Origin of the sequence: Meiothermus luteus (assembly GCF_003574085.1) — a bacterium.
GTDB classification, from domain to species: Bacteria; Deinococcota; Deinococci; order Deinococcales; family Thermaceae; genus Meiothermus; species Meiothermus luteus.
In genome coordinates, this window is sequence record NZ_QWKZ01000013.1 from 1 (window position 1) to 22,281 (window position 22,281).

Consider the following 22,281-nt stretch of genomic DNA (forward strand, 5'->3'; position numbering starts at 1 on the left):
CCCCCCGGGTCCAGACCAGCTCTGGGCGTACATAGCCCACCGGAACCCCACCCTCCCGGGCCTTCTCCAGGGCCTCCGAAAGCTGCCCAACCCACTGGGAAAGCCGAGCCGGCTCCACCTTTCCAGCCAACCAAGCGGCCCGCACCGCACCCACCGGTACCTCGGCCACCCAGGCCCCTTCCAGGCAGTCCACCCAGGGCAGGGCGTGGGGCAAGGCTGGCTGGGGCGGTGCCCCCTCGAGGGGTCGGAAGGCTACCACCTCTATACCGGTGCGGGTGTCCTGGCCCTCGTAAACCTCTATCCCGTTTTCCAGCAGCCCCAGGCGGCCTCGCAGCAGGTAATGCCCCAGGCTTTCCATATGGGGCAGTATAGGCCAACCGGATTAAGCGACTCACAAAGCTCAAACCAGGGCCTCGCGGGCAAAGCCCAAGGCCATAACCCAGCCCAAGCGCTCAAACCCCCGCACCCGCTCAACCGCGGCCCTCGCCCCCTCGGGGGCAAGCTCATCAAGCCGCTCCACCATCATGCCCTTCAGGTCACGCGCCAAGGCCTCCAGCTCAGGCCCCGACCAACGAAGAAGGGCCTGTTGGGCCAGGCTGGGGCCCTCCTCCAAACCCCGCGCGGCCAGCCATCCCCAGGCGTCCAGAAAAATCCGCTGCCGTGCCCAACAGGCCACCACCCCAAGGGCATAAGGCTCCTCCGCCAGGGTCTGCAGATATTCCAGATAGCCCGAGCGCAAGGGGTGTGGAGGCTCTTTAGGAAGCCCTACTTCAGCCAGCCAGTCCAGCTCCTCAACCACAAACCCCAGGGCGTTGACCCAGATTAGCCGGTAGGGCTGGGGTGCCTGGACAAGAAGGCGGGCCTCTAAGGTCAACAGGACCTCCAGAAGGTAGCGCTCCTGGGCCAACCACCGGGCAAAGGCCCACTCCGAAACCCGCCCCTGCCGCAGGAGCTCCAAAAAGGGTGGCCTTTCACCCGGCCCCAACACAACCTTAAGCCTGGGCCTCAGCCCCAAGAAAAGGTGTGCTGAAGGCCCAAATCTGGACTAGGGCCGCAGCAATCCGGAGAAAAGCCCCCCTAAAGCCATAAGCAGCGCCAGCCCCCAAAGCACTTGGGCGGTGCGGCGGTTGGCCGCCCCCTGAAGGGCCATGGCCCAGACCAACAGGCCCAGCAAGGCCGCCCCCAAGGCCAGGGTGAAGAGCAAGGCGGGAAGATGGGCAAAAATAGCTTGGAACATTAAACCCCCAGCATAGCCCTAACCTCAGCGGCCACCCGCTCCTTGGTAAAGCCCAGCTTGGCGTACACGTCGGCGAAAGGGGCACTCGCGCCAAAACGGTCCAGGCCCACCACCCGCGTCGCGTACCGCTCCCAGCCCAGGGGCACCCCGGCCTCCACAGCCAGCACCGGCAGGCCCGGGGGCAAGACAGCCTCGCGGTAGGCCTGGGTCTGCGCCTCAAAGGCTTCCCAGCAAGGGAGCGAAACCACCCGCACAGGAATGCCCTCCTTATGGAGGAGGCCCTGGGCCTCCAGGGCCAGCGCCACCTCTGAACCAGTGGCCACAACGACCGCCCGGGCCCCCTCCGCGTCGGCAATCACATAGCCCCCCCGGGCCACCCCATCTGGCCTCACCCCCTCCAGAACCGGCACCGGCTGGCGGGTAAGGACGAGAGCAGTGGGGCCAGCCGTGCGTTCCAAGGCCACCCTCCAAGCCACCGCGGTCTCCCCCGCATCGGCCGGGCGGATCACCCAAAGGTTGGGAATGGCCCGCAAGCTCATGAGCTGCTCCACCGGCTGATGGGTGGGCCCGTCCTCCCCTACCGCGATGGAGTCGTGGGTGAAAACGAAGATCGTGGGGGTGCCCATTAGGGCCGCGAGGCGGATGGCTGGGCGCATGTAGTCGGAGAATACCAAAAAGGTACCCCCGTAGGGCCTTAGGGCCTTGCTGAGGGCCATGCCGTTCATGATGGCCCCCATGGCGTGCTCCCGCACCCCATAGCGGATGTAGCGGCCCGCCGGGTTGTCGCGGGTGAAGTCCTGCATATCGGGGGTGCGGGTGTTGTTGGAGGGGGTCAGATCGGCCGAGCCGCCCACCAGCTCAGGTAAAAGCGGAACCAACCTCTCCAGCACCTTCCCTGAGGCGGCTCGAGTAGCCATCCTCTCGCCGGGCGCAAAGCGCGGCAGGTGGGCCTCTAAACCCTCCGGAAGCCGCTGCGACATCCTGCGGTGAAACTCCGCGGCTTTCTCAGGATGGGCCTGGGCAAAGGACTCAAACTGGGCCTGCCAAGCCGCCTGGAGCTCTTGGCCCCGCTCCCGCACCCGCCGGAAGTCGGCGTAGACCTCCTCCGGGACCTCAAAGGGAGGGTAGGGCCAGCCCAGGGTTTCCCGGGTGGCCGCCACCTTCTCAGGGCCCATAGCGTCGGAGTGGGCCTTGGGCTGTCCGGCCAAGGGAGAGCCATAGCCGATGATGGAACGAACCGCAATCAGGCTGGGCCGAGGGTCGGCCTGGGCCTCCTGCAGGGCACTGCGAACGGCCGCCAGGTCCTCCCCATCTACCTCGGGCACCACATGCCATCCGTAGGCCTCATAGCGCCTCAAAGGGTCCTCCGTGAAGGCCAAGGCGGTGCTCCCATCAATGGAAACCCCGTTGTCGTCGTACAGCACGATGAGCTTGCCCAGGCCCAAGTGTCCCGCCAACGAGCTGGCCTCCGCGCTCACCCCTTCCATCAGGTCCCCGTCGGAAGCAATCACGTAGGTATGGTGGGCGGCAATCTCGCCAAACTCGGCCACCAGTTTGCGCTCCGCGATGGCCATGCCCACCGCGGTGGCAATTCCCTGGCCCAGCGGCCCAGTGGTCACCTCCACCCCAGGGGTGTGCCCGTACTCGGGGTGGCCGGGGGTTTTAGAACCCCACTGGCGGAAGCGCCTGAGCTCCTCCATGGGAAGGTCGTAGCCCGAAAGGTGCAAAAGGGCATACAAAAGCATTGAGCCGTGCCCGGCAGAGAGAACAAACCGGTCCCGCGCAGGCCAGGTGGGATCAAGGGGGTTGTGCTTAAGAAACTCGGTCCACAGGACGTAGGCCGCCGGCGCCATGCCCATGGGCATCCCCGGGTGCCCTGAGCGGGCCTGTTCTACCGCATCCAGGGCCAGCATCCGAATGGCGTTGATGGAGAGCCGGGCAACGGAGGTGGTCTGGGTCATACCCCGCAATCATACCGCCTGAACCCGGCCTCGAGGAAAACCACTGGGACATTTTTCCCTAGGACACATGTACTCTCACGAAGTCCTTAGACTCCTCCCAAGGAGGAGGCCTATGGAGGAAAAAGAGCAGCGACCCATTGGCGCAGTGCTGGTGGTCACAGTGGTCGCGGTGTTCATCCTAGCCTTTTGGTTCTTCCATTTTGTCATGCACCTAGCAAGGAGTTAGACCATGGAGCACCAGGAGCACATCATTGAACGCTACGAGCGGGCCTGGATTTTCTTCGGGCTGGCCATGATCGCCGTCTTCATCATCTTGATTGCCTACATGATGATGACCATGGGCAACACCAACCCGGTGAGCACGGGGCGCATTGACCCCACTAAGGTCCGCACCGAGGGGGTGTTTGCCAACCCCAGGGTGGAGCAAATCGGCGACGAGTACGTGGCCTACATCCAAGCTTTCTCGTTCGGCTACCTACCCAACGAAATGCGCTTCAAGGTGGGGCGAAAAGTGACCTTCTACATCACCGCCCCAGACGTCCAGCACGGCTTTCAGGTGGAGCACACCAACATCAACGTGCAGGTGATTCCCGGGGAGATTGCCAAGGTGAGCTACACCTTTAGCCGGCCTGGAGAATACCGCATCATCTGCAACGAGTACTGCGGCATCGGCCACGCGAACATGATTAGCAAGCTGGTGGTGGAGCCTTAGGAGGAGCTAAAAATGGCGGTTCAGACCCTTACCCGCTTTGATGCCTACGCCGACGCGCCGGAAAAAAAGTACGCCCTATACATGATGATGCTGGGCTTCTCAGCGCTGGCCCTGGGGACTTTCTTCGGTCCACTTCAGGCCTTCAACTACGGGGGCTTGGACCTTTACCCGCTCCTGAAGCCGGTCTTCCAAAACTACTACCAGGGCCTAAGCCTACACGGGGTGCTCAACGCCATCGTCTTCACCCAGCTTTTCGCCCAGACCATCATGATTTACCTGCCCGCCCGGGAACTGGGCCTGCGCCCCAACATGAAGCTGGCCTGGGCCTCGTTTTGGATGGCCCTAGCAGGGCTCCTAATTGCGGCCGTACCCCTCCTTTTGAACGAAGCCTCGGTGCTCTACACCTTCTATGCACCCCTAAAGGCCAGTTGGGCTTTCTACACAGGGGCGGCGATATTCGTGCTCTCGAGCTACCTCAGCATCTACATCGCCCTCGAGCTATGGCTGCGCTGGCGGAGGGCCAACCCCGGAAAAATTACCCCTCTGGCAACCTTCATGGCCGTCGCCTTCTGGCTGATGTGGTTCCTAGCCAGCCTGGGATTGGTGGTGGAGGCGCTCTTCCTCATCCCTTGGTCGCTGGGCCTCCTGCCCGGGGTGGACCCCCTTCTGATGCGCACCCTCTTCTGGTACACCGGCCATCCCATCGTCTACTTCTGGCTCCTTCCAGCCTATACCCTGGCCTACGTAACCCTCCCCAAGCTGGCTGGGGGCAAGCTGGTCTCCGACCCTCTGGCCCGGTTGGTCTTCGTGCTCTTCCTCCTCTTCTCGGTGCCGGTGGGCTTCCACCACCAGTTCGCCGATCCCGGCATCGCCCCCTACTGGAAGTTCATCCACACCGTGCTGACCATGATGGTGGCGGTGCCCAGCCTGATCACCGCTTTCACCATAGCGGCCTCCCTCGAGGTGGCCGGCCGGGCCAACGGCGGCAAGGGCCTCTTGGGCTGGATTGCCGCGCTACCCTGGCATAACCCCACCGTGCTGGCCTTCCTGCTGGGCTTCCTGGCCTTCATCCCAGGGGGTGCGGGGGGCATAGTCAACGCCAGCTTCAACCTAAACCAAAACGTTCACAACACGGTCTGGATTCCCGGTCACTTCCACCTGCAGGTGGGCACCCTGGTAACCATGGCGGCCATGGGGACGGCCTTCTGGCTCATCCCCCACCTCACCGGCAAGCCCCTGGTGGCTCGCGGCCTGGCGGTGGCTTCCCAGTGGCTCTGGTTCTTGGGGATGTTTATCATGACCTTCGCGCTGCACTGGATGGGCTTCCTGTACGCGATACCCCGCCGGGCGCACATCTCGGGTAGCCCCTTGGCCATGGAGGCCTTCAAGGAAAGCTCAGCCTGGATGGCCCTCAACATCGTGTCGGGGGTGATTCTTCTGGTGGCAGCGGTTCTCTTCTTCTACGTGATCTTCGCCACCGCCCTGCAGGGCCACCGCGACCCAAAAAGGGTACTGGAGGAGGTGCCCTTCGCCGAGGCCATCTCCAAACCCGAGGGCAGCGGCCTAGCCCGGGTTACCGAGCGGGTCTGGTTCTGGTTCGGCCTGGCAGCAGTACTGGTGGTGCTGGCCTACGGCCCGGTGCTCTACCAGATGTTTACCAATATGCTCCCCGTACCCGGGGTACGGCTCTGGTAGGCCGCTTGACCGGGGTTAAGGGCGTGGTCCGGGGAAAATCCCCGGACCACGGCAAGCCTACTTCTTGGCCTTTTTTCCGTAGGTTCCGGCAAATTTCTTTTGGAACTTCTCCACCCGCCCCTCGGTGTCCACAAAGCGCTGCTGGCCCGTCCAGAAGGGGTGGTTCCCGCTCCAAACCTCTACGTGTATCTCGGGCTTGACGCTGTAGGTCTGCATGATCACCTCGCCGTTGCAGATGATCTTGCAGGGGACCAGTTTGGGGTGAATTTTCTCCTTCATGGGCGCTCCTCGGCACGGATTTGGCCGTGCAGTCAACCCCTGCACTATAGCAGGTCTAGGCGAGAAGGGCAAGACAGGTTAAAATCCCAGCCTATGGTGAGAGGGGTTCGCGGTGCCATCACGGTTGAGGAGGACACCCGGGAGGCAATACTGAGCGCCACCCGCGAGCTTTTGCAAAAGATGCTCGAGGCCAACCAGATCACTGACTACGACAGCATCGGGGCGATGATCTTCACCCTCACCGACGACCTTAAAGCGGCCTTTCCCGCAGAGGCCGCACGACAGCTTGGCATGCAGATGGTCCCCCTCATCAACTCCCGCGAAATCCCGGTGCCTGGGGCGCTGCCCAGGGTAATCCGGGTGATGATGCTCTGGAACACCGACATCCCCCAGAAGCAGGTCAAGCACGTCTACCTGAGGGAAGCGGTGCGGCTGCGCCCCGATCTGGAAAGCGCCCAGTAAACACCCCTAGAGGCCTAAGCCCTCAGCGCACCTTAGCGCCGGGGGGAAGGTCTTGTTCCGGTGTAACGACCACCACCCTTCCGTCCGGCCCCTCCCCAGCCAGAATCATGCCCTGCGATTCCACCCCCCGCAGCACCGCAGGCCTAAGGTTGGCCACCAGGATCAGCTTTTTACCCAGGAGGCTTTGGGGCGTGTAGAACTGGGCAATTCCGGAGACCACCTGCCGGGTGTGGTCCCCCAAATTTAGGGTAAGCACCAGCAACCTATCGGCTTTGGGGTGCTTCTCCGCCGCCACCACCTCGGCCACCCGCAGGTCCAACCGGGCGAAGTCCTCTAGGCCAACCAGCTCGTTCCCGCTCTTCTCCTTGGTCTCCCCCTTTGGCTCGGCTGAGCTGGCCTCGAGCTTGGGGAAGAGAATCGGGGCCTCCTGGGGAATGGCCGTCCCCGCGGGGGTCAGGCCCCAGGTCTCGGTCTCGGCGATGGTGTAATCCCCCAGCCCCAGCGCGGCCCGCAGCTCCTTGGCCTTGGTGGGCAGGGCCGGCTCCAAAAGCACACTAGCAATCCGCAGGCCCTCCACCACGGTGTACAAGACGTCTTCCAGCTCCTTCCGGCGGGAGGGGTCGCGGGCCAGTTCCCAGGGCCGGGTCTCATTGATGAGCTTGTTGAGGCTGCGCACATACTGCAGCACCTCTTCCAAGGCCAGGTGTATCCGCAAAGCCTCCACCTCCCGGCGCACCTTACCGGCCAGGGCCACCCCAGCCCTGGCCACCTCGGAGTCCGGAGCGGAGGGGGCCGGCACCACCCCCCCGCAGTACTTGAGCAGCATCGTGCGGACCCGGGAGAGCAGGTTGCCCAGGTCGTTGGCCAGGTCGGCGTTGAGCCGCTGGGCCACCACCTCCTCGCCAAAGGGGCTGTCCGCACCCAGGGTGGTGTCGCGCAACAAGGCGTAGTGCACCGCGTCCACCCCAAACTTGTCGGCCAGCGCCAGCGGGTCCACCGCGTTGCCCAGGCTCTTCCCCATCTTGCGGCCGTCCATGGCCAGGATGTGCCCGTGAACCACCAGGCGCTTGTAAACCGGCAGCCCCGCGCTTTTGAGCATGGTGGGCCAGAAGATGGCGTGGGGCTTGAGGATGTCCTTGCCGATCACATGCCAGGCGTAGGGCCAGAACTTCTCAAAAAGTCCCCGGCTCACCAGGGAAGAAACATAGGCCAAAAGCGCATCAAACCACACATAGGTCACGTGGTTCTCGTCCCAGGGGATGGGAATACCCCAGGGCACCCGTTCCCGGGGCCTCGAGATGGACAGGTCGCCGATGGGCTCCTTCAGGATTTCCAGCACCTCGTTGCGGTAGGCTGGGGGCTGGATGAGGTCGGGGTGCTCATGGAGGTACTCCACCAGCCAGGGCCGGTACTTCTCCATGCGGAAAAAGTAGTTGGCCTCCTTGCGCAGGATGGGGGGCTCAGAGTCGCCGGGAAGAACGCCGTTCACCAGCTCCTTCTCGGTAACAAAGCGCTCCGCTCCCACCGAGTAAAGCCCTTCATACTCGGCGTAGTAAATGTCCCCGGCCTCGTAAACCCGGCGCAAAATCTCCTGCACAAAGCGCTTGTGCCGCTCCGAGGTGGTGCGGATGTAGTCGTCGTAGCTGATAAGAAGCCGCTTGTAGGCCGGCTGGAAGAGTTGTTCGGAAACGTAGTCTACGAAAGCCTGAGGCTCCTGACCGGCGTTCTTGGCGGCTCGAGCGATTTTCTCCCCGTGTTCATCGGTGCCGGTAACAAAGTTGGTCTCGTAGCCGTCTAGGCGGTGAAAGCGGGCTAGGAAGTCGCAGATAATCTTCTCGTAGACGTGGCCAATGTGGGGGGCCGCGTTGGCATAGTCTATGGCAGCGGTCTCGTAGAAAATCTTGCTCATGGGAGGTCCCTCAAAAAAGCCGGGGCGCGCCGCGCCCCAGCGATAGCTTTGGTGGCTACCGCGGGGGCCTTCGGATCATTCGGGAACCAGCGCACCCGTGCATAGAGGCTATTCTATGCGCCCGCAAAAGCCCTTGGCAATATCAACCCCCGCGGGGCTGCAGGCGCTCGAGCCCTCCAGGCCCAGCGACTATGGCCAAGGAGGCCAGCCCCACGAACAGGCCCACTTCCACCACCCCAGGAATCCGCTTGACGGCAACCTCGAGCTCCGCCGGTTCTGGAATGGGGCCAAAGCGCACATCGGCGATCAGGTTGCCGCCATCGGTCAGGTAGGGCTCCTCCCCGTTCATCCGCAGCGCCGGCTCGCCCAGGCGGGAAAGGGCCTTTAGGGTAGCCCGGTAGCCAAAGCGCACAACCTCCACCGGCACCACCCCGCGCCCCAAGCAGGGCACCTTCTTGGTGTGGTCGGCCACCACGACGAACTCTCGCGCCGAGGCCTCCACTATCTTCTCGCGCAAAAGGGCCCCCCCCAGGCCCTTCACCAGCGACAGGTCGGGCGCAATCTCATCTGCCCCGTCAATCGCCAGGTCCACCCCTTCGGGGCCCAGCTCCAGCAGGGGAATGCCCTCCTGGCGGGCCAGGGCTGCAGTGGCCTCGGAAGTGGGCACCGCCACCACCCCCCTAAGCTCTCCCGCCCGTAGCCTGCGCCCCAGCTCCAAGACCACGTAGCGGGCGGTAGAACCGGTGCCCAGGCCCACCCTCATGCCGGACTCCACCCGACGAACGGCCTCAACGGCCGCTTGGCGCTTGTAGGCCTCCAGGTTCTCCATGTCTTAGGCGCCTCGCTGCAGCTCGAGCAGGGCCTCGGCCACCTCTGCGGCGTGCCCTTCGGGCCTCACTTTTTCCCAGACTCGAGCCACCCTCCCTGCGGGGTCAATCAGGTAGGTTTGGCGCATGACCCCCTCGTAAACCTGGCCATACAGCTGCTTGACCCCCCAAGCGCCGTACGCCCGAATCACCTCCTTGCCGGGATCGGAGAGCAGGGGGAAGTTTAGGGCATACTTGCTGTGAAAGCGGGCATGGCTTTGCACATCGTCCGCTGAAACCCCCAGCACCACCGCCCCTAAGGCTTCCAGGTTCCCCTTCTCATCCCGAAAGCTGCAAGCCTCCTTGGTGCAGCCAGGGGTGTCGTCCTTCGGGTAGAAGTAAAGCACCACCCACCGGCCAAGGTAGTCCTCCAATCGGTGTATACGCCCTTCCTGATCGGCTAGGGCAAAAGCGGGGGCCTGTGCACCCACCTGAAGCGCCACGTCTACCTCCTATTTCAGGAAAAGACCTTGTAGCCCAGCTTCCGCAAAAGCTCCTTGCGCCAGGCCACATCCTCCTCGGTCTCTACCCCCAAGGGCTTGAAGCCATCCAAGACCCCCAGGATTCCGCACTGCTCGCCCTGCTCCACCACGACCACCGAAAGGGGGTTGGCGGTAGCGGCAAAGACCCGCACCACCTCGGGGCAGGCCTTGACCGCATGCAGAACGTTAATGGGGTAAAAACCCTCCCCCAAAACGATCAGGAAGGCGTGGCCTGCCCCGATGGTCAAGGCGTTCTTGACTGCCAGCTCCACCAGGGGCTCCGAGGTACCACTCTTGCGCACCAAACGCTTGCCCGAGGCCTCGCAAAAGGCCAGGCCAAACTGAATTCCGGGCACCGCCGTGACCAGGGCCTCGTGGAGGTCCTCCACGGTCTTGATGAAGTGGGCCATACCCAAAATCACGTTTAGGCCCTCGGGTTTTTCCACGGGGACGATTTTCAGCTCCATACCCTCATTTAGGCACACGGTAGCGAACCAGGTCAACCGTGGCCCCGTCCAGCGTGGCGTACCGGACCACCCCTACCCCAGGCGCGAAGTAGACCTCCATCACCTGGCTGCCCCCCCCGCTCGTCACGGTGGAGATGCGGATTACATAAGCGTTGAAGCGGCCCGCCGGAACGCTTACCCCCTCAATCCGCAAGACCTTGCCCACAAGGGCCACGCTCTGGCCCCCAAACCGGCTTCGCCCCCCCCACTCCTGGCCTAGCTCCAGGGGCGGGGGTGGGTAGAGCAACAAAGGGGGTTCGTAGCGCTGCACCGATGGGCCTATGACCAGCCCCTCGAGCCACACCCCCTCTGGGGTGTACCGGAGCAGGTCCGCGCTCACCGGCTGGCCCACCAGCCGCCGCTCCAAAAACAACGCCCCCCCTTGCTCGCGGGTGAAGACCTGCTCCATCCCTGTGGAGTAGGTCCACGAGTAGCCGACCCCGTGGGGGTAGTAGCCCGGGGAGAAGGCCATCCCCGAGCAGAGGAGCAGGCCCAAAGCCAAAAACCGCCCCATGGCCCTTATACCCCGTCCTCCCGGCCCAGGGCCTGCCCCCGCTGGGTGGCCGCCTCCACCGCCTCTATGAACGCTGCCCGCACCCCCCGGGCCTCCAGCGCGGCCAGGCCATAAATGGTGGTACCCCCCGGGCTGCTCACCTCATCCTTGAGGACCGCGGGGTGCTTTCTGCGCAGAAGCTCCCCGGTAGCGATGAGCACATCAGCCGCTAGGCGAAGCGCCTGGGCCCGGGGAAGGCCCTGCTTGACCCCCCCATCGGCCAGGGCCTCGGCCACCACCGCGATATAGGCTGGCGCCGAGGCGGACATCCCCGTGAAGGCGTCAAAAAGCCGCTCGGGTAACTCATAGACATCGCCCACGGTGGCAAAGAGCTGCCGGGTAAAGGCCAGATCCCCAGCCTCTTCAGCCTCACGCGGGCCGGTAATGGCGGTGGAGCTCTTGCCGATGGTGGCCGCTAGATTGGGCATGCAGCGCACCACCCGCCGGGTGCCCAGGCGGCGGGAAAGAATGGCGGTGGAAACCCCAGCCATGATGGAGATGTAACCCACGTTGGGGTGGGCTACCTGCGGAGCCAGAGCCGCGATGTCCTTTGGCTGAACGCTTAGCAAAACCCGCTCGGCGTACCGAAGGTCGGGCAGGCTCAGGGGCCGGGTACCGGTCTCCCTAGCCACCTCCAGGGTGCGCTCAGGGGTGTCTAGGACACCAATATCCTCTGGAGAGAGCATTCCTGACCGCAAAATCCCGTCCAGGATGCTCCGCCCCATTTTCCCCACCCCCACAATCGCCAACTTCATGGCCCCAAGTCTAAGGAGCCACGGGGAGGCTTGGCAACACGCCGCCATCCCTCCAGCGCTGCTATACTGCACATGGTGCGCGTACTGGCCCTAGATACCGCTACCCCTTACCTCGTGCTGGGCCTGCCCCACGCGGAGCGGGCCCTGCGGCTGGAGCGCCGCCACGCCGAGGTGCTGTGGGCGGAGCTGGAGCAGTTTTTAGAGGAGGCCCAAACCCCCCTGGAGTCCCTTCAGGGCATCGCGGTGGGGCGGGGACCGGGCTCTTACACCGGGCTTCGGGTAGGCATCGCTGCTGGGCTGGGGCTGGGCCGCGGACGGGCGCTCCCGGTGGTGGGGGTGGACACCTTGGCCGGGGTAGCCCTGCGCTACCAGGGCACGGTTACGGTGGCCCACCAAGCCCGGGGTGAGTGGGTCTACGCGGCCGTCTACCGCCTGAGGGGGCAGCAGGCGATTCCCGTTGCCCCCCCAGGCCGGGTCCGCCGGGCGGAGCTAGAGCCCCAAGGCCTGCTGGTGCTGGACGAACCTCCTTCGGGGCGGGCCCTGGCCCAGTTGGGCGTCGCCCGGCTGCAAAGCGGGGCGCGCGGGGTAGAGCCGCTGTACCTATGACCCTGGAAGCCTACCACACCCTGCGGCCCTTTGCGGTCGTTGGGGAGCAGCTTTTCGTCAAGGCTGGGGCCAGGGGGCTAGACGACCCAGCCTACGAGCTCCTGGCGCAAAGCCTAGAACCCTACGGGGAAGAGGCCTTAGACCTGAACCCCGGGGTTGGCCGGGTCACCTTGGCCTTGCTGCAACAGGGCCTCAGGGTGCGGGCCATTGAAACCTCCCGGGCGGCCCTGCGCTGCTTGGAGGCCGGGCTGGCCAAACGGGCCCAGGTCGTCCGAGGGCTTCCTTGGGAAATCCCCAGCGAAAGCGCAGACACGGTGGCCATGGTCCTCCCAGCCGAGCGGGGAACCCGCTATGTGGAGCTATCCCTGCTGGGGGCGGCCCGGGCGCTGCGGAAAGGCGGACGGCTTTACATCGCCGGCAAAAAGAACAAGGGCTTTGACTACTACTTCCGCCTGGCCCGGGAAATCCTGGGTTTTGGCGTGCTGATCGAGCGAAAAGGGCCGTTTCGGGTGGCCGCCTTAGAAAAAGAGAAACCCGCCCCACCCCTACCCCCAGCCTGGGGATCGTTTAGCTGCCGGGTGCGGGGCAAGACCCTGGAATTCGCCTACCTGCCTGGGGTTTTCTCCGCAGGCGGGCTGGACCCAGGCAGCGCTTTGCTGTTGGAAAACCTGGAGGGCGACCTGGGCCAGGTGCTTGACCTAGGGGCCGGCTATGGGGCCCTCAGCCTGCCCCTGGTGGGCTGGGCAGAGGGTTTGGTTCTGCTCGAGGACGACTGGCCCAGCGTGCTCTCAGCGGAGCGCAACCTGGGGGCACAGGCCACCGTGCTGCACTCCGATGTGGATGAGGCCTTGACAGAAGGGCGCACCTTCGCTACTATTGTGACGAACCCCCCGTTCCACGTGGGGGGGCTTGTTGTGTTAGAAACTGCTACTGCGTTCATTGAAGCCGCCTACGCCCGCCTAGAGAGGGGCGGGAAGTTTTATCTGGTGGCCAATCGCTTTTTGCCTTACGAGCGCCTGCTGCAAGACCGCTTCGGTCGGGTGCGCACCCTGGCCGCCAACAGCCACAAGGTTCTTTTAGCCCAAAAGCTCGGCTAGACAAAGCCAGCCCAGGGAGGTGAACCGTTTGAAGTCCAAGGCTAAAAACATCCCGCAGAGCCCATCCACCGACCCAAGCCCCCCCAAGGCCAAACCCTCCAGCAAAGCCGAGAAAGGGGCCACCAAAGCCCAAAGCGCGGCCAAGAAGGCAGAAAAAAAACCCTCGGCCAAGGCTGAAGTTGCCCTTGCGGCCGTCCAAGCACCCTCCGCCAAAGCCAAGGCCAAGCCCAGTAAAAAGCCCAAGACCAGCCCAAAGGAGGTGGCCGAAAAGCCTCCGTTGGGGGAAGACCTCGGGGTGCCGGGGTTAGAGGAACTGGAGGTTGAGGCCGACCTAGACGACCTGGTGGCCCCAACCCCCAATGGGGACAAGCTGATCCCTCCTCTGGTGGACGAGGAGCTTGGCGATGAGATTCTAGAAGGTGACCTAGAGGACATTGACCTGCTCGAGCCGGACTTTGAGCTGGGCACCCTTCCGGTGGAGGAGCTGGAGGAGGAACTCGAGGACGACCTCCCCCTGCCCCGCATCTCCACCTCCGACCCAGTCCGGCAGTACCTGCACGAAATCGGCCAGGTTCCCCTGCTCACCTTGGAGGAGGAAATTGACCTGGCCCGGCGGGTAGAAGAGGGGGTGGCCGCCGCCCAGCGGCTGGCCGAGGAAACCGGTCTGGATGCGGAGCTCATCCGCCATGTCCTCCGCAGCCAGGTCCAGGGCAGCAGCCGCGTCACCCACATCCCCGGCACCGAGCTGCGCCTAGACCCCGAGACCATCCAAAGCGTGGACGCCCGTCTGAGGGCCCTGCCGCGCGAGGTCAAGCGCTACTTACACATCGCCCGCGACGGGGAGATCTGCCGCCAGCACCTCATTGAGGCCAACCTAAGGCTGGTGGTCTCCATCGCCAAAAAGTACACCGGGCGGGGCCTCTCCTTCCTGGACCTCATCCAAGAGGGCAACCAGGGGCTCATCCGGGCGGTGGAGAAGTTTGAGTACAAGCGACGCTACAAGTTCTCCACCTACGCCACCTGGTGGATTCGCCAGGCCATCAACCGGGCCATCGCCGACCAGGCCCGCACCATCCGCATCCCGGTGCACATGGTGGAGACCATCAACAAGCTGACCCGCACCGCCCGCCAGATGCAGCAGGAGCTAGGCCGGGAGCCCACCTACGAGGAGATCGCCGAGGCCATGGGCCCCGGCTGGGACGCCAAGAAGGTGGAGGAAACCTTCAAAATCGCCCAGGAGCCGGTGAGCCTGGAAACCCCCATCGGCGACGAAAAGGACAGCTTCTACGGCGACTTTATTCCCGACGAACACCTGGCCTCGCCGGTGGACGCAGCAGCCCAGAGCATGCTCTCCGAAGAGCTGGAGAAGGCCCTGGGCAAGCTTTCCGAGCGAGAGGCCATGGTCCTAAAGCTGCGCAAGGGCCTGATAGACGGACGGGAGCACACCCTGGAGGAGGTGGGGGCCTACTTCGGGGTCACCCGGGAGCGCATCCGCCAGATTGAGAACAAAGCCTTACGCAAGCTCAAGTACCACGAGTCCCGCACCCGCAAGCTCCGGGACTTCCTGGACTAAAAAGCCCTGCTCAGCGGGTACGGGTCACTTTTGTCAGGTGCCGCGGGGCGTCGGGGTCCAGCCCCCGGGCCACGGCAAGCTGAGCGGCGAAGGGATAAAAAGCCTGGGCGGCCAGGATCGGGTCCAGCACTGGATGGAGCCGACCCGGCAGGGGCAATGGGGTGTGGGCCAGCGCCAGGGCCTCAGCCTCGGTGGAGACCACCAGGAGGTGGCCCCCCTTGCCCCGCAGGGCCTCCAGGAGTTCCAGCATCCCCGGAAAAGGCTTGTCCCGGGGGACCAGTGCCAACAAGGGGAAGTCGGGCTCCACCAGGGCCACCGGTCCGTGTAAAAGCTCAGCCCCAGAAAGGGCCTCAGCATGAAAGGCGCAGGTTTCCTTGAGCTTCAGGGCCAGCTCGTGGGCCACCGCAAAGGCGTAGCCACGGCCCACCACCAAGCCGTTTTCGGCCGCCAGGAGGAGCTCGAGGCCGGCCTGCCAATCCACCTCCAGGGCCCTGTGCAAGGCTTCGGGCAGCTTTTCCAAGGCCTCCTTGAGCTCCCGGTCCTCGGTCCAGGCCGCCACCACCTGGACCAAGGTGGCCAGGGCTGCCAGGTAGCTTTTGGTGGCCGCCACCGCCTTCTCCGGCCCGGCCCACAGGGGCAAGACCACCTCAGCGGCCTGGGCCAAGGGGGAGTCCACCTGGTTCACCAGGGCCAGGGTCAGGGCCCCGTCGCGCCGGGCCTGGCGGGTTACCTCCACCAGGTCGGGGCTCTGGCCCGACTGGGAAACCGCGATGAGCAAAGCCCGCAGCACCGAGAGGCGCTGCCCATAGACGGTGTAGACCGAAGGGAGTACCGAAGAGCAGACCAGACCCAAACGACCCTCAATCAGGTACTTTCCGAAAAGCGCGGCGTGGTCAGAGCTGCCTCGAGCCACCGTAAGCGCGAAGGGCGGGGGGTGGCGGCGCAAGAAGGTGCCCAGCAGCTCCACCTCGCTCCGATTCTCCCGCAAAGCCCGCTCCACCGCCGAAGGGGCCTGGCGGGCCTCTTCCACCATCTGGGTATTCACAACGCTCACACCCAGGATTGTCGCACGTCTTTGGCCCGCCGTCACGCCCGCAGAACAGGCCGACCAGCGATATAGACCTCCTCTAAGTCAAAATTCTCCCCCAGAACAAGCATATCCGCAGGTCCCCCTACCGCCAGCCCCTCGGCTAGCCCCAGGTAGCGGGCCGGCCGAAGCGCGGTCATGGCCACCGCCTCCTCTAGAGGGAAGCCCCAGCGGAGCAGGTTCCGCAGGGCCTGGTGCTGGGTCAGGGTACTCCCGGCCAGGGTACCGTCGGGAAGAAACACCCCCTCCGCCCGCCGGACCACCCGAAGCCGCCCCAGCCGGTACTCCCCCTCCGGCATCCCAGCGGCGGCCACCGCATCGGTGACTGCGTAGACCTGGGGCAAAGCCCGGGCCAACAGCCGGAGCACCGCTGGATGCAGGTGCAGGCCATCTGGGATTACCTCGGCCCAAAGGCCGCGCTCCAGCGCCAGCCCCACCACCCCAGGCGCGCGGTGGTGCAGGGGGGACATGGCGTTGAACAGATGGGTAAAGCCCTCTGCTCCGGCCTCTAGGGCGGCTCGAGCCTCCTCGTAGGTGGCCCGGGTGTGGCCCTGCTGTACCCGGACCCCTCTGGCCCGCAAGAAGGCGATGAGCTCCAGGGCGCCGGGCAGCTCAGGGGCCAGGGTAACCACCCGGATGGGGGCCAAGGCCAGCAGGCGCTCCATCCACCCCAGATCGGGCAAGCGGGGGTAGGGCGGCTGGGCCCCCAGCCGCTCGGGGTGGATAAAGGGACCCTCGAGGTGCACCCCCACCACCCGGGCCTCGCCGGGCCGCGGGTCCTGCATCACCGCCCGAACCCCCAGCAAAGCGGCCTCGAGGTCCTCCCAAGGCGCCGTTGCGGTGGTGGCCAGGAGGGCGGTGGTGCCGTGCTGGGCATGAAAGCGGGCCACCTGGCGCAACGCCGCCTCACCCCCCATCACATCAGCCCCACCCCCTCCGTGCACGTGGAGGTCCACAAACCCTGGCAGAATGTGGCGCACCGGGTGGCTCGAGGACCCCAGCGGTACAATCGCCCGAACCAGGGCATCAAACTCCACCCGGGCGTAAAGGCGTCGCCCCGAGGCAAAAACCAGCCCCTCTAAAAGCCTCATTCCTCCCCTTCCCGCAGCAGACGCCAGGACAAGCGCAGCCCCGAGAGGTCTGGGCCGTACAGCCTGGGGGCGCCCCACTCCAGCTTTACCCCGGGCAGGCTGGGGGCGAAAAAGCGCTGCCACAACCCCTGGGCCAAAGGGGCCAGGCGCTGGGCCACCAGCCGCTCAGCGGCCCACAGGAAATCACCCAACCCGCCATCCGAGGGCGGCCCGCCCAGCTCACGCGAAAGCTCGGCCTCCACCTCTGGCCGCACCCGGCTGGCGTAGAGCCAGTCCTCCACCAGCCGAAGGAAGTGGGCCTCGGCCAAGGGCACCGGGTCATCACCGAAGAGAGCGCAGACCCCTGCCGCCAAAGCGCTGCCCAGGCTGTTGGCCGCGCTCCCCCAAGCGGAAAAGCCGGCCAGCCCAGGCAGGCTGAGGGAGGGCAGCAAAAGCTGCACGAAGCGGTGTTCGGCCTGCCCGTAGTAGGCCAGGTCGGCCACCGTTACCATCCGTCCTGTGGCCTGGTCGGCTACCAGCCGATCCACCAGCTCCGGCAGGTAGCGCTCGGGGGTGTCTACCCCCTCATAGTCGGGCTGGCGCAGCCCCTGGCGAAGGGCCGGAGCGTTCACCGCCAAAACCAGGTCAGCCTCCTCTAGCGAGCCCACCCGCACCCCCCCCAGGGCCCGAAGCTGGGCCCTGACCAGCCCCCCCAGGCTCCGGTCCTGGAAGAGGAGTTCGGCCTGCTCGGCCCGCGCGCTGGGGTAACGCAGCAGCACCTTGGTCTTCCGTCCGGCCTGCTGCAGCAGGGCTCGAGCCAACAGGAGGAGCGGCGCCTCGCCCCCACCCGGGTAGAGGTCGGCCTCCCCCCAAAGCCCCAGCTCGTCCAGACGGGCCGAGAGCCGGCGGGCTTCCTGGTGGGGCAGGCCATAGGGGGTGGGGTTGTCCAGGGTCAGGGCCAGGTACTCCAAGACCCCCGCGTGGAGCAGGTCTATGGCCGCCTGGTGCAGGGCGTGGACGCGCTCCCGGGCCTGCAGCCAAAGCTGCAGGGCCTCCTTGGAAAGGTGCAGCCTGGCCCGGTCCAGCTCGGTCAGGGCCTCCCGGGTATCCTTGCCCACCGCCTGCAGCCGCTCTAGGCGGTCGGCCCACTCGGAGAAACGCGCCCGCATCGGGTCCACGGAGGACGAAGAGCTTCCAAAGAACGGGTTGGGTTGGGCCACCGCAGGCCCCACCACCCCATGGGCCAGAATGCGCAGGTGGGGGTAGCTGCGCTTAAGGTCGCGCAGCACCTCGAGCCGGGCCAACACCTCCTCTACCCCACCGGGGGCCTCCTGAGCAGGGTTCACCCCCAGGCAAAGGGCCTCCAAAGAGACCAGGGCCACATCCGCCGCCGGGGCCTCCCGCCACAGCCACTCGGCCAGGGCCATGAGGTGGCCCGGCCCTTCCCCATGACCCAGAAGCTCCGCCGTAGGCACGTGCAGCACGAGGCCAGCCGCCCGGGCCAGCACCTGAGGAAACTCCAGGTGCACTGGATGAAGGCCCGAAGGCAGCAACAGCACGCGCCGCATAGCCAGCTCCTCACCAATCTACAGGCCCATTCCCACAGACGAAAAGGCCGGGTGGGCTGCCCGGCCAAAGGGCCCCTGCCCGCAGCCTCAGACCCGGATGTTCACCCGGGCCCCGCTTTCAAACAGGTGAATGGAGTCAATAAAGCGCACCACCCGGGTCTTGTAGCCCATCACGATGGAGTGGGTGCGGGCCCCACCGCCAAAGTAGCGCACCCCCTCCAGAAGCTCGCCATGGGTGATGCCGGTTGCCGAGAAGACGATCTGCTGACCGGGGGCCAGGTCGTTGGTGCGGTAGATTCTGTTCTCGTCTACCCCCATGGCCCGCAGGCGCTGGCGCTGCTCCTCGTTTTCCGGCAGGAAGCGCCCTTGTATCTCCCCCCCCATGCACTTGAGGGCCGCAGCGGCCAGCACCCCCTCAGGGGCCCCCCCGCTGCCCATCATGGCGTGCACCCCGGTACCCCGCACGGCCACCGCCACCGCCGCCACCACATCGCCATCGGCGATGAGCTTGACCCTGGCCCCGGCCTGCCGCACCTCCTTGATGAGCCTTTCGTGCCGGGGCCTGTCCAAAATGACCACCACCAGGTCCTCCACCTTGCGCTGCAAAGCGTCGGCGATGATGCGCAGGTTGGCCTCCACTGGGTAGTCCAGGCTGACCTTGCCCGCCGCCGGGGGGCCCACCACCAGCTTCTGCATGTACATATCGGGGGCCCCCACCAGGCCCCCCTTTTCGCTGATGGCAATTACCGTGATGGCGTTGGGCAGGCCCTTAGCGGTGATGTTGGTGCCCTCCACCGGGTCCACCGCGATGTCCACCTCAGGCCCACCCCGCCCCAGCACCTCGCCGATGTAGAGCATGGGGGCCTCGTCCATCTCTCCCTCACCGATGACCACCCGGCCCCGGATGGGCAGCTCCGAAAGGACCTGGCGCATAGCCTCGGTCCCGGCCGCGTCCACTGCCTCCTTATCCCCCATACCGGCCAGACGGCTTGCGGCCAGCGCGGCCTGCTCCGTAACCCGGGCAATCTCGAGCACCAAAAGCCGCTCAATATCCATATCCACATTGACTTCCATACCTCGAGCTTACCAGGCCCCGGCCCGGGTACAGGCCTGGTAGCCCTTCCAAGGGTGCTTCAAGGCCGGTGGCGGCGCCAGAGGGTCTGGGCCAGGTCCGAAGGGGCAACCCCCCGCTCGGCCAGGGCCAACAGCAGGTGAAAAACTAGGTCAGCAGCCTCCCAGAGCAGCGCCTCCTTTTCCGGGTTCTTGGCCGCAATGATGACCTCTCCAGCCTCCTCGCCCACCTTCTTCAGGATGCGGTCCAGCCCAGCCTGGTGCAGCTTGGCCACGTAGGAGCCCTCGGGCAACGAGGAGATTCGCTCCAAGATGGTCTGGTAAACTCTCTCCAGCACCTCCCCCAAGGGGGGATGGGAGGTGCTTTCCCCCAGGGGGTGGTGGAAGCAGCTTTCCGCCCCGGTGTGGCAGGCTGGCCCGTGGGGCACCACCCGGTACAAAACCGCGTCTTGGTCGCAGTCTAGAAGCACTTCCAGCACTTCTTGGGTGTAGCCCGAAGTCTGGCCCTTAACCCAAAGCGCCTGGCGGCTGCGGCTGAAAAAGGTACTTCTACCGGTCCTCAGGGTCTCCTCTAGGGCCTCCCGGTTGGCGTAGGCCAGGGTCAGCACCCTCCCCGTATGGGCGTCTTGGACCACCACCGGAACCAGGCCGTCGGCACCGAAGCGAACCTCGTCCAGATTCATGCGGCTTAGCATACCGCCTAGCGCCGAACAGGAATGCCCCGCTGGGCCAGATAGGCCTTTAGCTCCGGGATGGCAACCTCCCCGAAGTGAAAGACGCTGGCCGCCAGGGCCGCGTCGGCCACACCCTCTTGGAGAACCTCCGCAAAGTGCTCCATGCGGCCAGCCCCGCCCGAGGCGATGACCGGCACCCCCACCACCGCCGAGACCGCGCGGCAGAGTTCCAGGTCAAAGCCATCCTTAGTACCGTCCCTATCCATGCTGGTCAGGAGAATCTCGCCGGCCCCAAGCGCTGCCCCTCGTTCGGCCCAGGCCACGGCGTCAAGCCCGGTAGGAACCCGCCCCCCGGCCACGTAGACCTCCCACGAGGGGCCCTTTCTGCGGGCGTCAATCGCCAGCACCACCGCCTGGCTGCCAAAGTGGTCGGCCAGTTCCTGGATAAGTTCGGGCCGCCTCACCGCAGCAGAGTTGAGCGAAACCTTGTCGGCTCCGGCCAAAAGCAGGGCTCGAGCGTCCTCCCGGCTGCGGACGCCCCCCCCTACCGTGAAAGGGATGAAGACCTGCTCGGCCACCTGGGCCGCAATGTCCAGCATGATCCCGCGCTCCTCGTAAGTCGCGCTTATGTCCAGGAAGACCAGCTCATCGGCCCCGGCCTGACCATAGGCCTTGGCGGCCTCTACCGGGTCACCCGCGTCGCGCAGGTTGACGAAGTTGACCCCCTTGACCACCCGTCCGGCGTGGACGTCCAAACAGGGAATGATGCGCCGGGCCAGCACGAGGGTGATTCTGGGGCCCAGGAGGCCACAGGTCAAGGGCCCAAGACCAGAAGGCTTAGCACCTCCACGTGGTGGGTGAATGGGTAGAAGTCGTAAGGACGGGCGAAAACCAGCCGGTACCCTCCTCGGACCAGCCGCCCCACGTCGCGAGCCCAGGTGGCAGGGTCGCAGGCGATGTAGAGGATGCGCGGCGGGCGCCCCTCGAGCAGCGCCCGAACCACCTCCGCCGAGAGCCCTGCTCGAGGGGGGTTGACCGCCACCAACTCCGCCGGAAGAAGCTGGGGCAGCACCCTGGCGTCGTCGCGATGGAAGACCAGGTTCTCCACCCCCATCCGCCTCCGGTCGGCCTCGCCTCGCTTCACCGCATCGTGGCTAATCTCCACCGCTACCACCTCTTCAAAGCGAGGGGCTAGGTGCAGGCTTAGTACCCCACTTCCCGCGTACAACTCCACTGCCTTGCGGCCACTGCCTGCAAGATGGGCGGCTTCCTGGTAGAGGCTTCCAGCCGCCTTGGGGTTGACCTGGGCAAAGCTTTGAACGCTGATGGTGGCGAGCACATCCCCGAACTTCTCCAACAAACTCAGCTCACCCCCTAGGGGGCGCACCAGGCCCCGAAAGCGCCCCTTAGGGCTGGCTTCAGCCCAAACCACCCCGGCCACACCCTCTTGCAATAGGGCCCGGGCGCTCCTTTTCAATAGACCTGGCGCCCCACCAATAAAAGCCACCAAAACGCGGCCCTCGTAGAGCGAGGCCCGCAACGCCACCTCCTCCAAGCCCCCCAGGGGCCAGCCGCTTAGAAGGGAAAAGACGGCTTCCATGGGCTTTGCGATGAGGGGGTCGCCATCAAGCCGCAGGAGGTCGTAGGTGCCAGGGTACCGATAGGCCAGCCCTCCCAGGGGATGGAGGGCGTACTGGGCCGCGGTGCGGTAGTGAAGGCCCGGCTCGGGGCCATAGGAGGGACTAGGCGCGATGGGGTGGGGCTCGAGGTCTACCCTGGCAATGCGGGCCAGGACCTCCCTCACCAGCCCTTGCTTCAAGGGAAGCTGGGCCCTGTAGGCCAAGGGCAGGTCGGCGGAGGGGGGAAGGGGCTTAGGGTATCGCTCGGGGTGGGCCTCGAGGAGCCGCTTTACCCAGCCTTCCAGGTGGTTCTTGCGGGGGCGCAGCTCGGCCTCTACCAGCTCACCCGGAAGCCCCCCGCGCACCAGGGCAACCCCCTCAGGGGTGCGGGCCAACCCTAGCCCTCCAGGAACCAGCTTCTCTATACGCAGCCTGGTCACCCACTCAGCTTAAACCCACAGACCTACCTCCAAGGTTGACGCGGGTCCGATACTTGGGA

At 65.3% G+C, this 22,281-nt stretch carries 24 protein-coding genes and 1 pseudogene; 7 read left to right on the forward strand and 18 right to left on the reverse strand.

Going from position 1 to position 22,281, the window contains the following annotated elements:
* The 4 genes and pseudogenes from Mlute_RS03170 to tkt all read right to left on the reverse strand — a co-directional run.
* Window positions 1-358, reverse strand: a pseudogene (locus tag Mlute_RS03170) (hypothetical protein); the annotation flags it as partial.
* A gap of 42 nt (window positions 359-400) precedes the next feature.
* Entirely contained in the window at window positions 401-988 is a 588-nt protein-coding gene (locus Mlute_RS03175; protein WP_119359307.1) for a hypothetical protein, read from the reverse strand.
* Between the two features lie 57 nt (window positions 989-1,045).
* Complete coding sequence (locus Mlute_RS03180) at window positions 1,046-1,237, reverse strand: hypothetical protein (protein ID WP_119359308.1); 192 nt, start codon at window positions 1,235-1,237, stop codon at window positions 1,046-1,048.
* Entirely contained in the window at window positions 1,237-3,198 is a 1,962-nt protein-coding gene (gene tkt, locus Mlute_RS03185) for a transketolase (RefSeq protein WP_119359309.1), read from the reverse strand. The genes Mlute_RS03180 and tkt overlap by 1 nt, the downstream gene beginning before the upstream one ends.
* A gap of 112 nt (window positions 3,199-3,310) precedes the next feature.
* Here tkt and Mlute_RS03190 point away from each other — a divergent pair, with 112 nt between their 5' ends.
* The 3 genes from Mlute_RS03190 to Mlute_RS03200 are packed head-to-tail and all read left to right on the forward strand — an operon-like array spanning window position 3,311 to window position 5,605.
* On the forward strand, window positions 3,311-3,424 hold the full coding sequence (locus tag Mlute_RS03190; protein WP_119359310.1) for a cytochrome c oxidase subunit 2A: 114 nt from the start codon (window positions 3,311-3,313) through the stop codon (window positions 3,422-3,424).
* A 3-nt stretch (window positions 3,425-3,427) separates the two neighbouring features.
* Window positions 3,428-3,910, forward strand: coding sequence for a cytochrome c oxidase subunit II (locus Mlute_RS03195; protein WP_119359311.1), 483 nt, complete (start codon window positions 3,428-3,430; stop codon window positions 3,908-3,910).
* A gap of 12 nt (window positions 3,911-3,922) precedes the next feature.
* Entirely contained in the window at window positions 3,923-5,605 is a 1,683-nt protein-coding gene (locus Mlute_RS03200; RefSeq protein WP_119359312.1) for a b(o/a)3-type cytochrome-c oxidase subunit 1, read from the forward strand.
* A 57-nt stretch (window positions 5,606-5,662) separates the two neighbouring features.
* On the opposite strand, the gene rpmE is transcribed toward Mlute_RS03200, so the two are convergent.
* The gene (gene rpmE, locus Mlute_RS03205) at window positions 5,663-5,884 is read right to left on the reverse strand and encodes a 50S ribosomal protein L31 (protein ID WP_119359313.1); all 222 of its coding nucleotides are present in this window, start codon (window positions 5,882-5,884) and stop codon (window positions 5,663-5,665) included.
* 93 nt (window positions 5,885-5,977) lie between these two features.
* On the opposite strand from rpmE, the gene aroH reads away from it, so the two are divergent.
* The gene (aroH, locus tag Mlute_RS03210; RefSeq protein ID WP_119359314.1) at window positions 5,978-6,346 is read left to right on the forward strand and encodes a chorismate mutase; all 369 of its coding nucleotides are present in this window, start codon (window positions 5,978-5,980) and stop codon (window positions 6,344-6,346) included.
* 22 nt (window positions 6,347-6,368) lie between these two features.
* Here the strand turns inward: aroH and metG are convergent, their stop codons facing one another.
* The 6 genes from metG to proC all read right to left on the reverse strand — a co-directional run bounded on the left by metG (window position 6,369) and on the right by proC (window position 11,417).
* Window positions 6,369-8,255, reverse strand: a complete 1,887-nt coding sequence (metG, locus tag Mlute_RS03215; RefSeq protein ID WP_119359315.1) for a methionine--tRNA ligase — start codon at window positions 8,253-8,255, stop codon at window positions 6,369-6,371.
* 142 nt (window positions 8,256-8,397) lie between these two features.
* Window positions 8,398-9,084: a ribose-5-phosphate isomerase RpiA gene (rpiA, locus tag Mlute_RS03220; protein WP_119359316.1), complete on the reverse strand. Its 687-nt coding sequence runs from the start codon at window positions 9,082-9,084 to the stop codon at window positions 8,398-8,400.
* Between the two features lie 3 nt (window positions 9,085-9,087).
* Window positions 9,088-9,564 carry a thioredoxin-dependent thiol peroxidase gene (gene bcp / locus Mlute_RS03225; protein ID WP_119359317.1) on the reverse strand — a complete coding sequence of 159 codons (477 nt, stop codon included), beginning with the start codon at window positions 9,562-9,564 and terminating at the stop codon, window positions 9,088-9,090.
* Window positions 9,565-9,578: 14 nt separating this feature from the next.
* Window positions 9,579-10,070: an adenosine diphosphatase gene (locus tag Mlute_RS03230; RefSeq protein WP_119359318.1), complete on the reverse strand. Its 492-nt coding sequence runs from the start codon at window positions 10,068-10,070 to the stop codon at window positions 9,579-9,581.
* A 4-nt stretch (window positions 10,071-10,074) separates the two neighbouring features.
* On the reverse strand, window positions 10,075-10,623 hold the full coding sequence (locus tag Mlute_RS03235; protein WP_119359319.1) for a hypothetical protein: 549 nt from the start codon (window positions 10,621-10,623) through the stop codon (window positions 10,075-10,077).
* Between the two features lie 5 nt (window positions 10,624-10,628).
* Complete coding sequence (gene proC / locus Mlute_RS03240) at window positions 10,629-11,417, reverse strand: pyrroline-5-carboxylate reductase (protein ID WP_119359320.1); 789 nt, start codon at window positions 11,415-11,417, stop codon at window positions 10,629-10,631.
* Window positions 11,418-11,489: 72 nt separating this feature from the next.
* Here proC and tsaB point away from each other — a divergent pair, with 72 nt between their 5' ends.
* The 3 genes from tsaB to rpoD all read left to right on the forward strand — a co-directional run bounded on the left by tsaB (window position 11,490) and on the right by rpoD (window position 14,693).
* Window positions 11,490-12,023 (forward strand): tRNA (adenosine(37)-N6)-threonylcarbamoyltransferase complex dimerization subunit type 1 TsaB, encoded by a 534-nt coding sequence (gene tsaB / locus Mlute_RS03245; RefSeq protein WP_119359321.1) that lies wholly within the window; start codon window positions 11,490-11,492, stop codon window positions 12,021-12,023.
* Window positions 12,020-13,120, forward strand: coding sequence for a methyltransferase (locus Mlute_RS03250; protein ID WP_119359322.1), 1,101 nt, complete (start codon window positions 12,020-12,022; stop codon window positions 13,118-13,120). The genes tsaB and Mlute_RS03250 overlap by 4 nt, the downstream gene beginning before the upstream one ends.
* 259 nt (window positions 13,121-13,379) lie before the next feature.
* Entirely contained in the window at window positions 13,380-14,693 is a 1,314-nt protein-coding gene (rpoD, locus tag Mlute_RS03255; RefSeq protein WP_220452058.1) for an RNA polymerase sigma factor RpoD, read from the forward strand.
* A 10-nt stretch (window positions 14,694-14,703) separates the two neighbouring features.
* On the opposite strand, the gene Mlute_RS03260 is transcribed toward rpoD, so the two are convergent.
* The 7 genes from Mlute_RS03260 to Mlute_RS03290 form a co-directional block, all read right to left on the reverse strand.
* Window positions 14,704-15,726 (reverse strand): SIS domain-containing protein, encoded by a 1,023-nt coding sequence (locus tag Mlute_RS03260; protein ID WP_182482462.1) that lies wholly within the window; start codon window positions 15,724-15,726, stop codon window positions 14,704-14,706.
* Between the two features lie 53 nt (window positions 15,727-15,779).
* Window positions 15,780-16,871, reverse strand: coding sequence for an N-acetylglucosamine-6-phosphate deacetylase (gene nagA / locus Mlute_RS03265; protein WP_119359324.1), 1,092 nt, complete (start codon window positions 16,869-16,871; stop codon window positions 15,780-15,782).
* Window positions 16,868-18,418 carry a DUF4127 family protein gene (locus Mlute_RS03270; RefSeq protein WP_119359325.1) on the reverse strand — a complete coding sequence of 517 codons (1,551 nt, stop codon included), beginning with the start codon at window positions 18,416-18,418 and terminating at the stop codon, window positions 16,868-16,870. Before Mlute_RS03270 ends, nagA begins: the two co-directional genes overlap by 4 nt.
* Before the next feature lie 87 nt (window positions 18,419-18,505).
* On the reverse strand, window positions 18,506-19,474 hold the full coding sequence (gene glpX, locus Mlute_RS03275) for a class II fructose-bisphosphatase (protein WP_119359343.1): 969 nt from the start codon (window positions 19,472-19,474) through the stop codon (window positions 18,506-18,508).
* 77 nt (window positions 19,475-19,551) lie between these two features.
* Entirely contained in the window at window positions 19,552-20,172 is a 621-nt protein-coding gene (gene hisIE, locus Mlute_RS03280; RefSeq protein WP_119359326.1) for a bifunctional phosphoribosyl-AMP cyclohydrolase/phosphoribosyl-ATP diphosphatase HisIE, read from the reverse strand.
* A gap of 17 nt (window positions 20,173-20,189) precedes the next feature.
* A complete protein-coding gene (gene hisF, locus Mlute_RS03285; RefSeq protein ID WP_119359327.1) occupies window positions 20,190-20,945 on the reverse strand; it encodes an imidazole glycerol phosphate synthase subunit HisF in 756 nt (251 codons plus the stop codon).
* Between the two features lie 32 nt (window positions 20,946-20,977).
* Window positions 20,978-22,222: a class I SAM-dependent RNA methyltransferase gene (locus Mlute_RS03290; protein ID WP_119359328.1), complete on the reverse strand. Its 1,245-nt coding sequence runs from the start codon at window positions 22,220-22,222 to the stop codon at window positions 20,978-20,980.
* Window positions 22,223-22,281 lie beyond the last annotated feature (59 nt).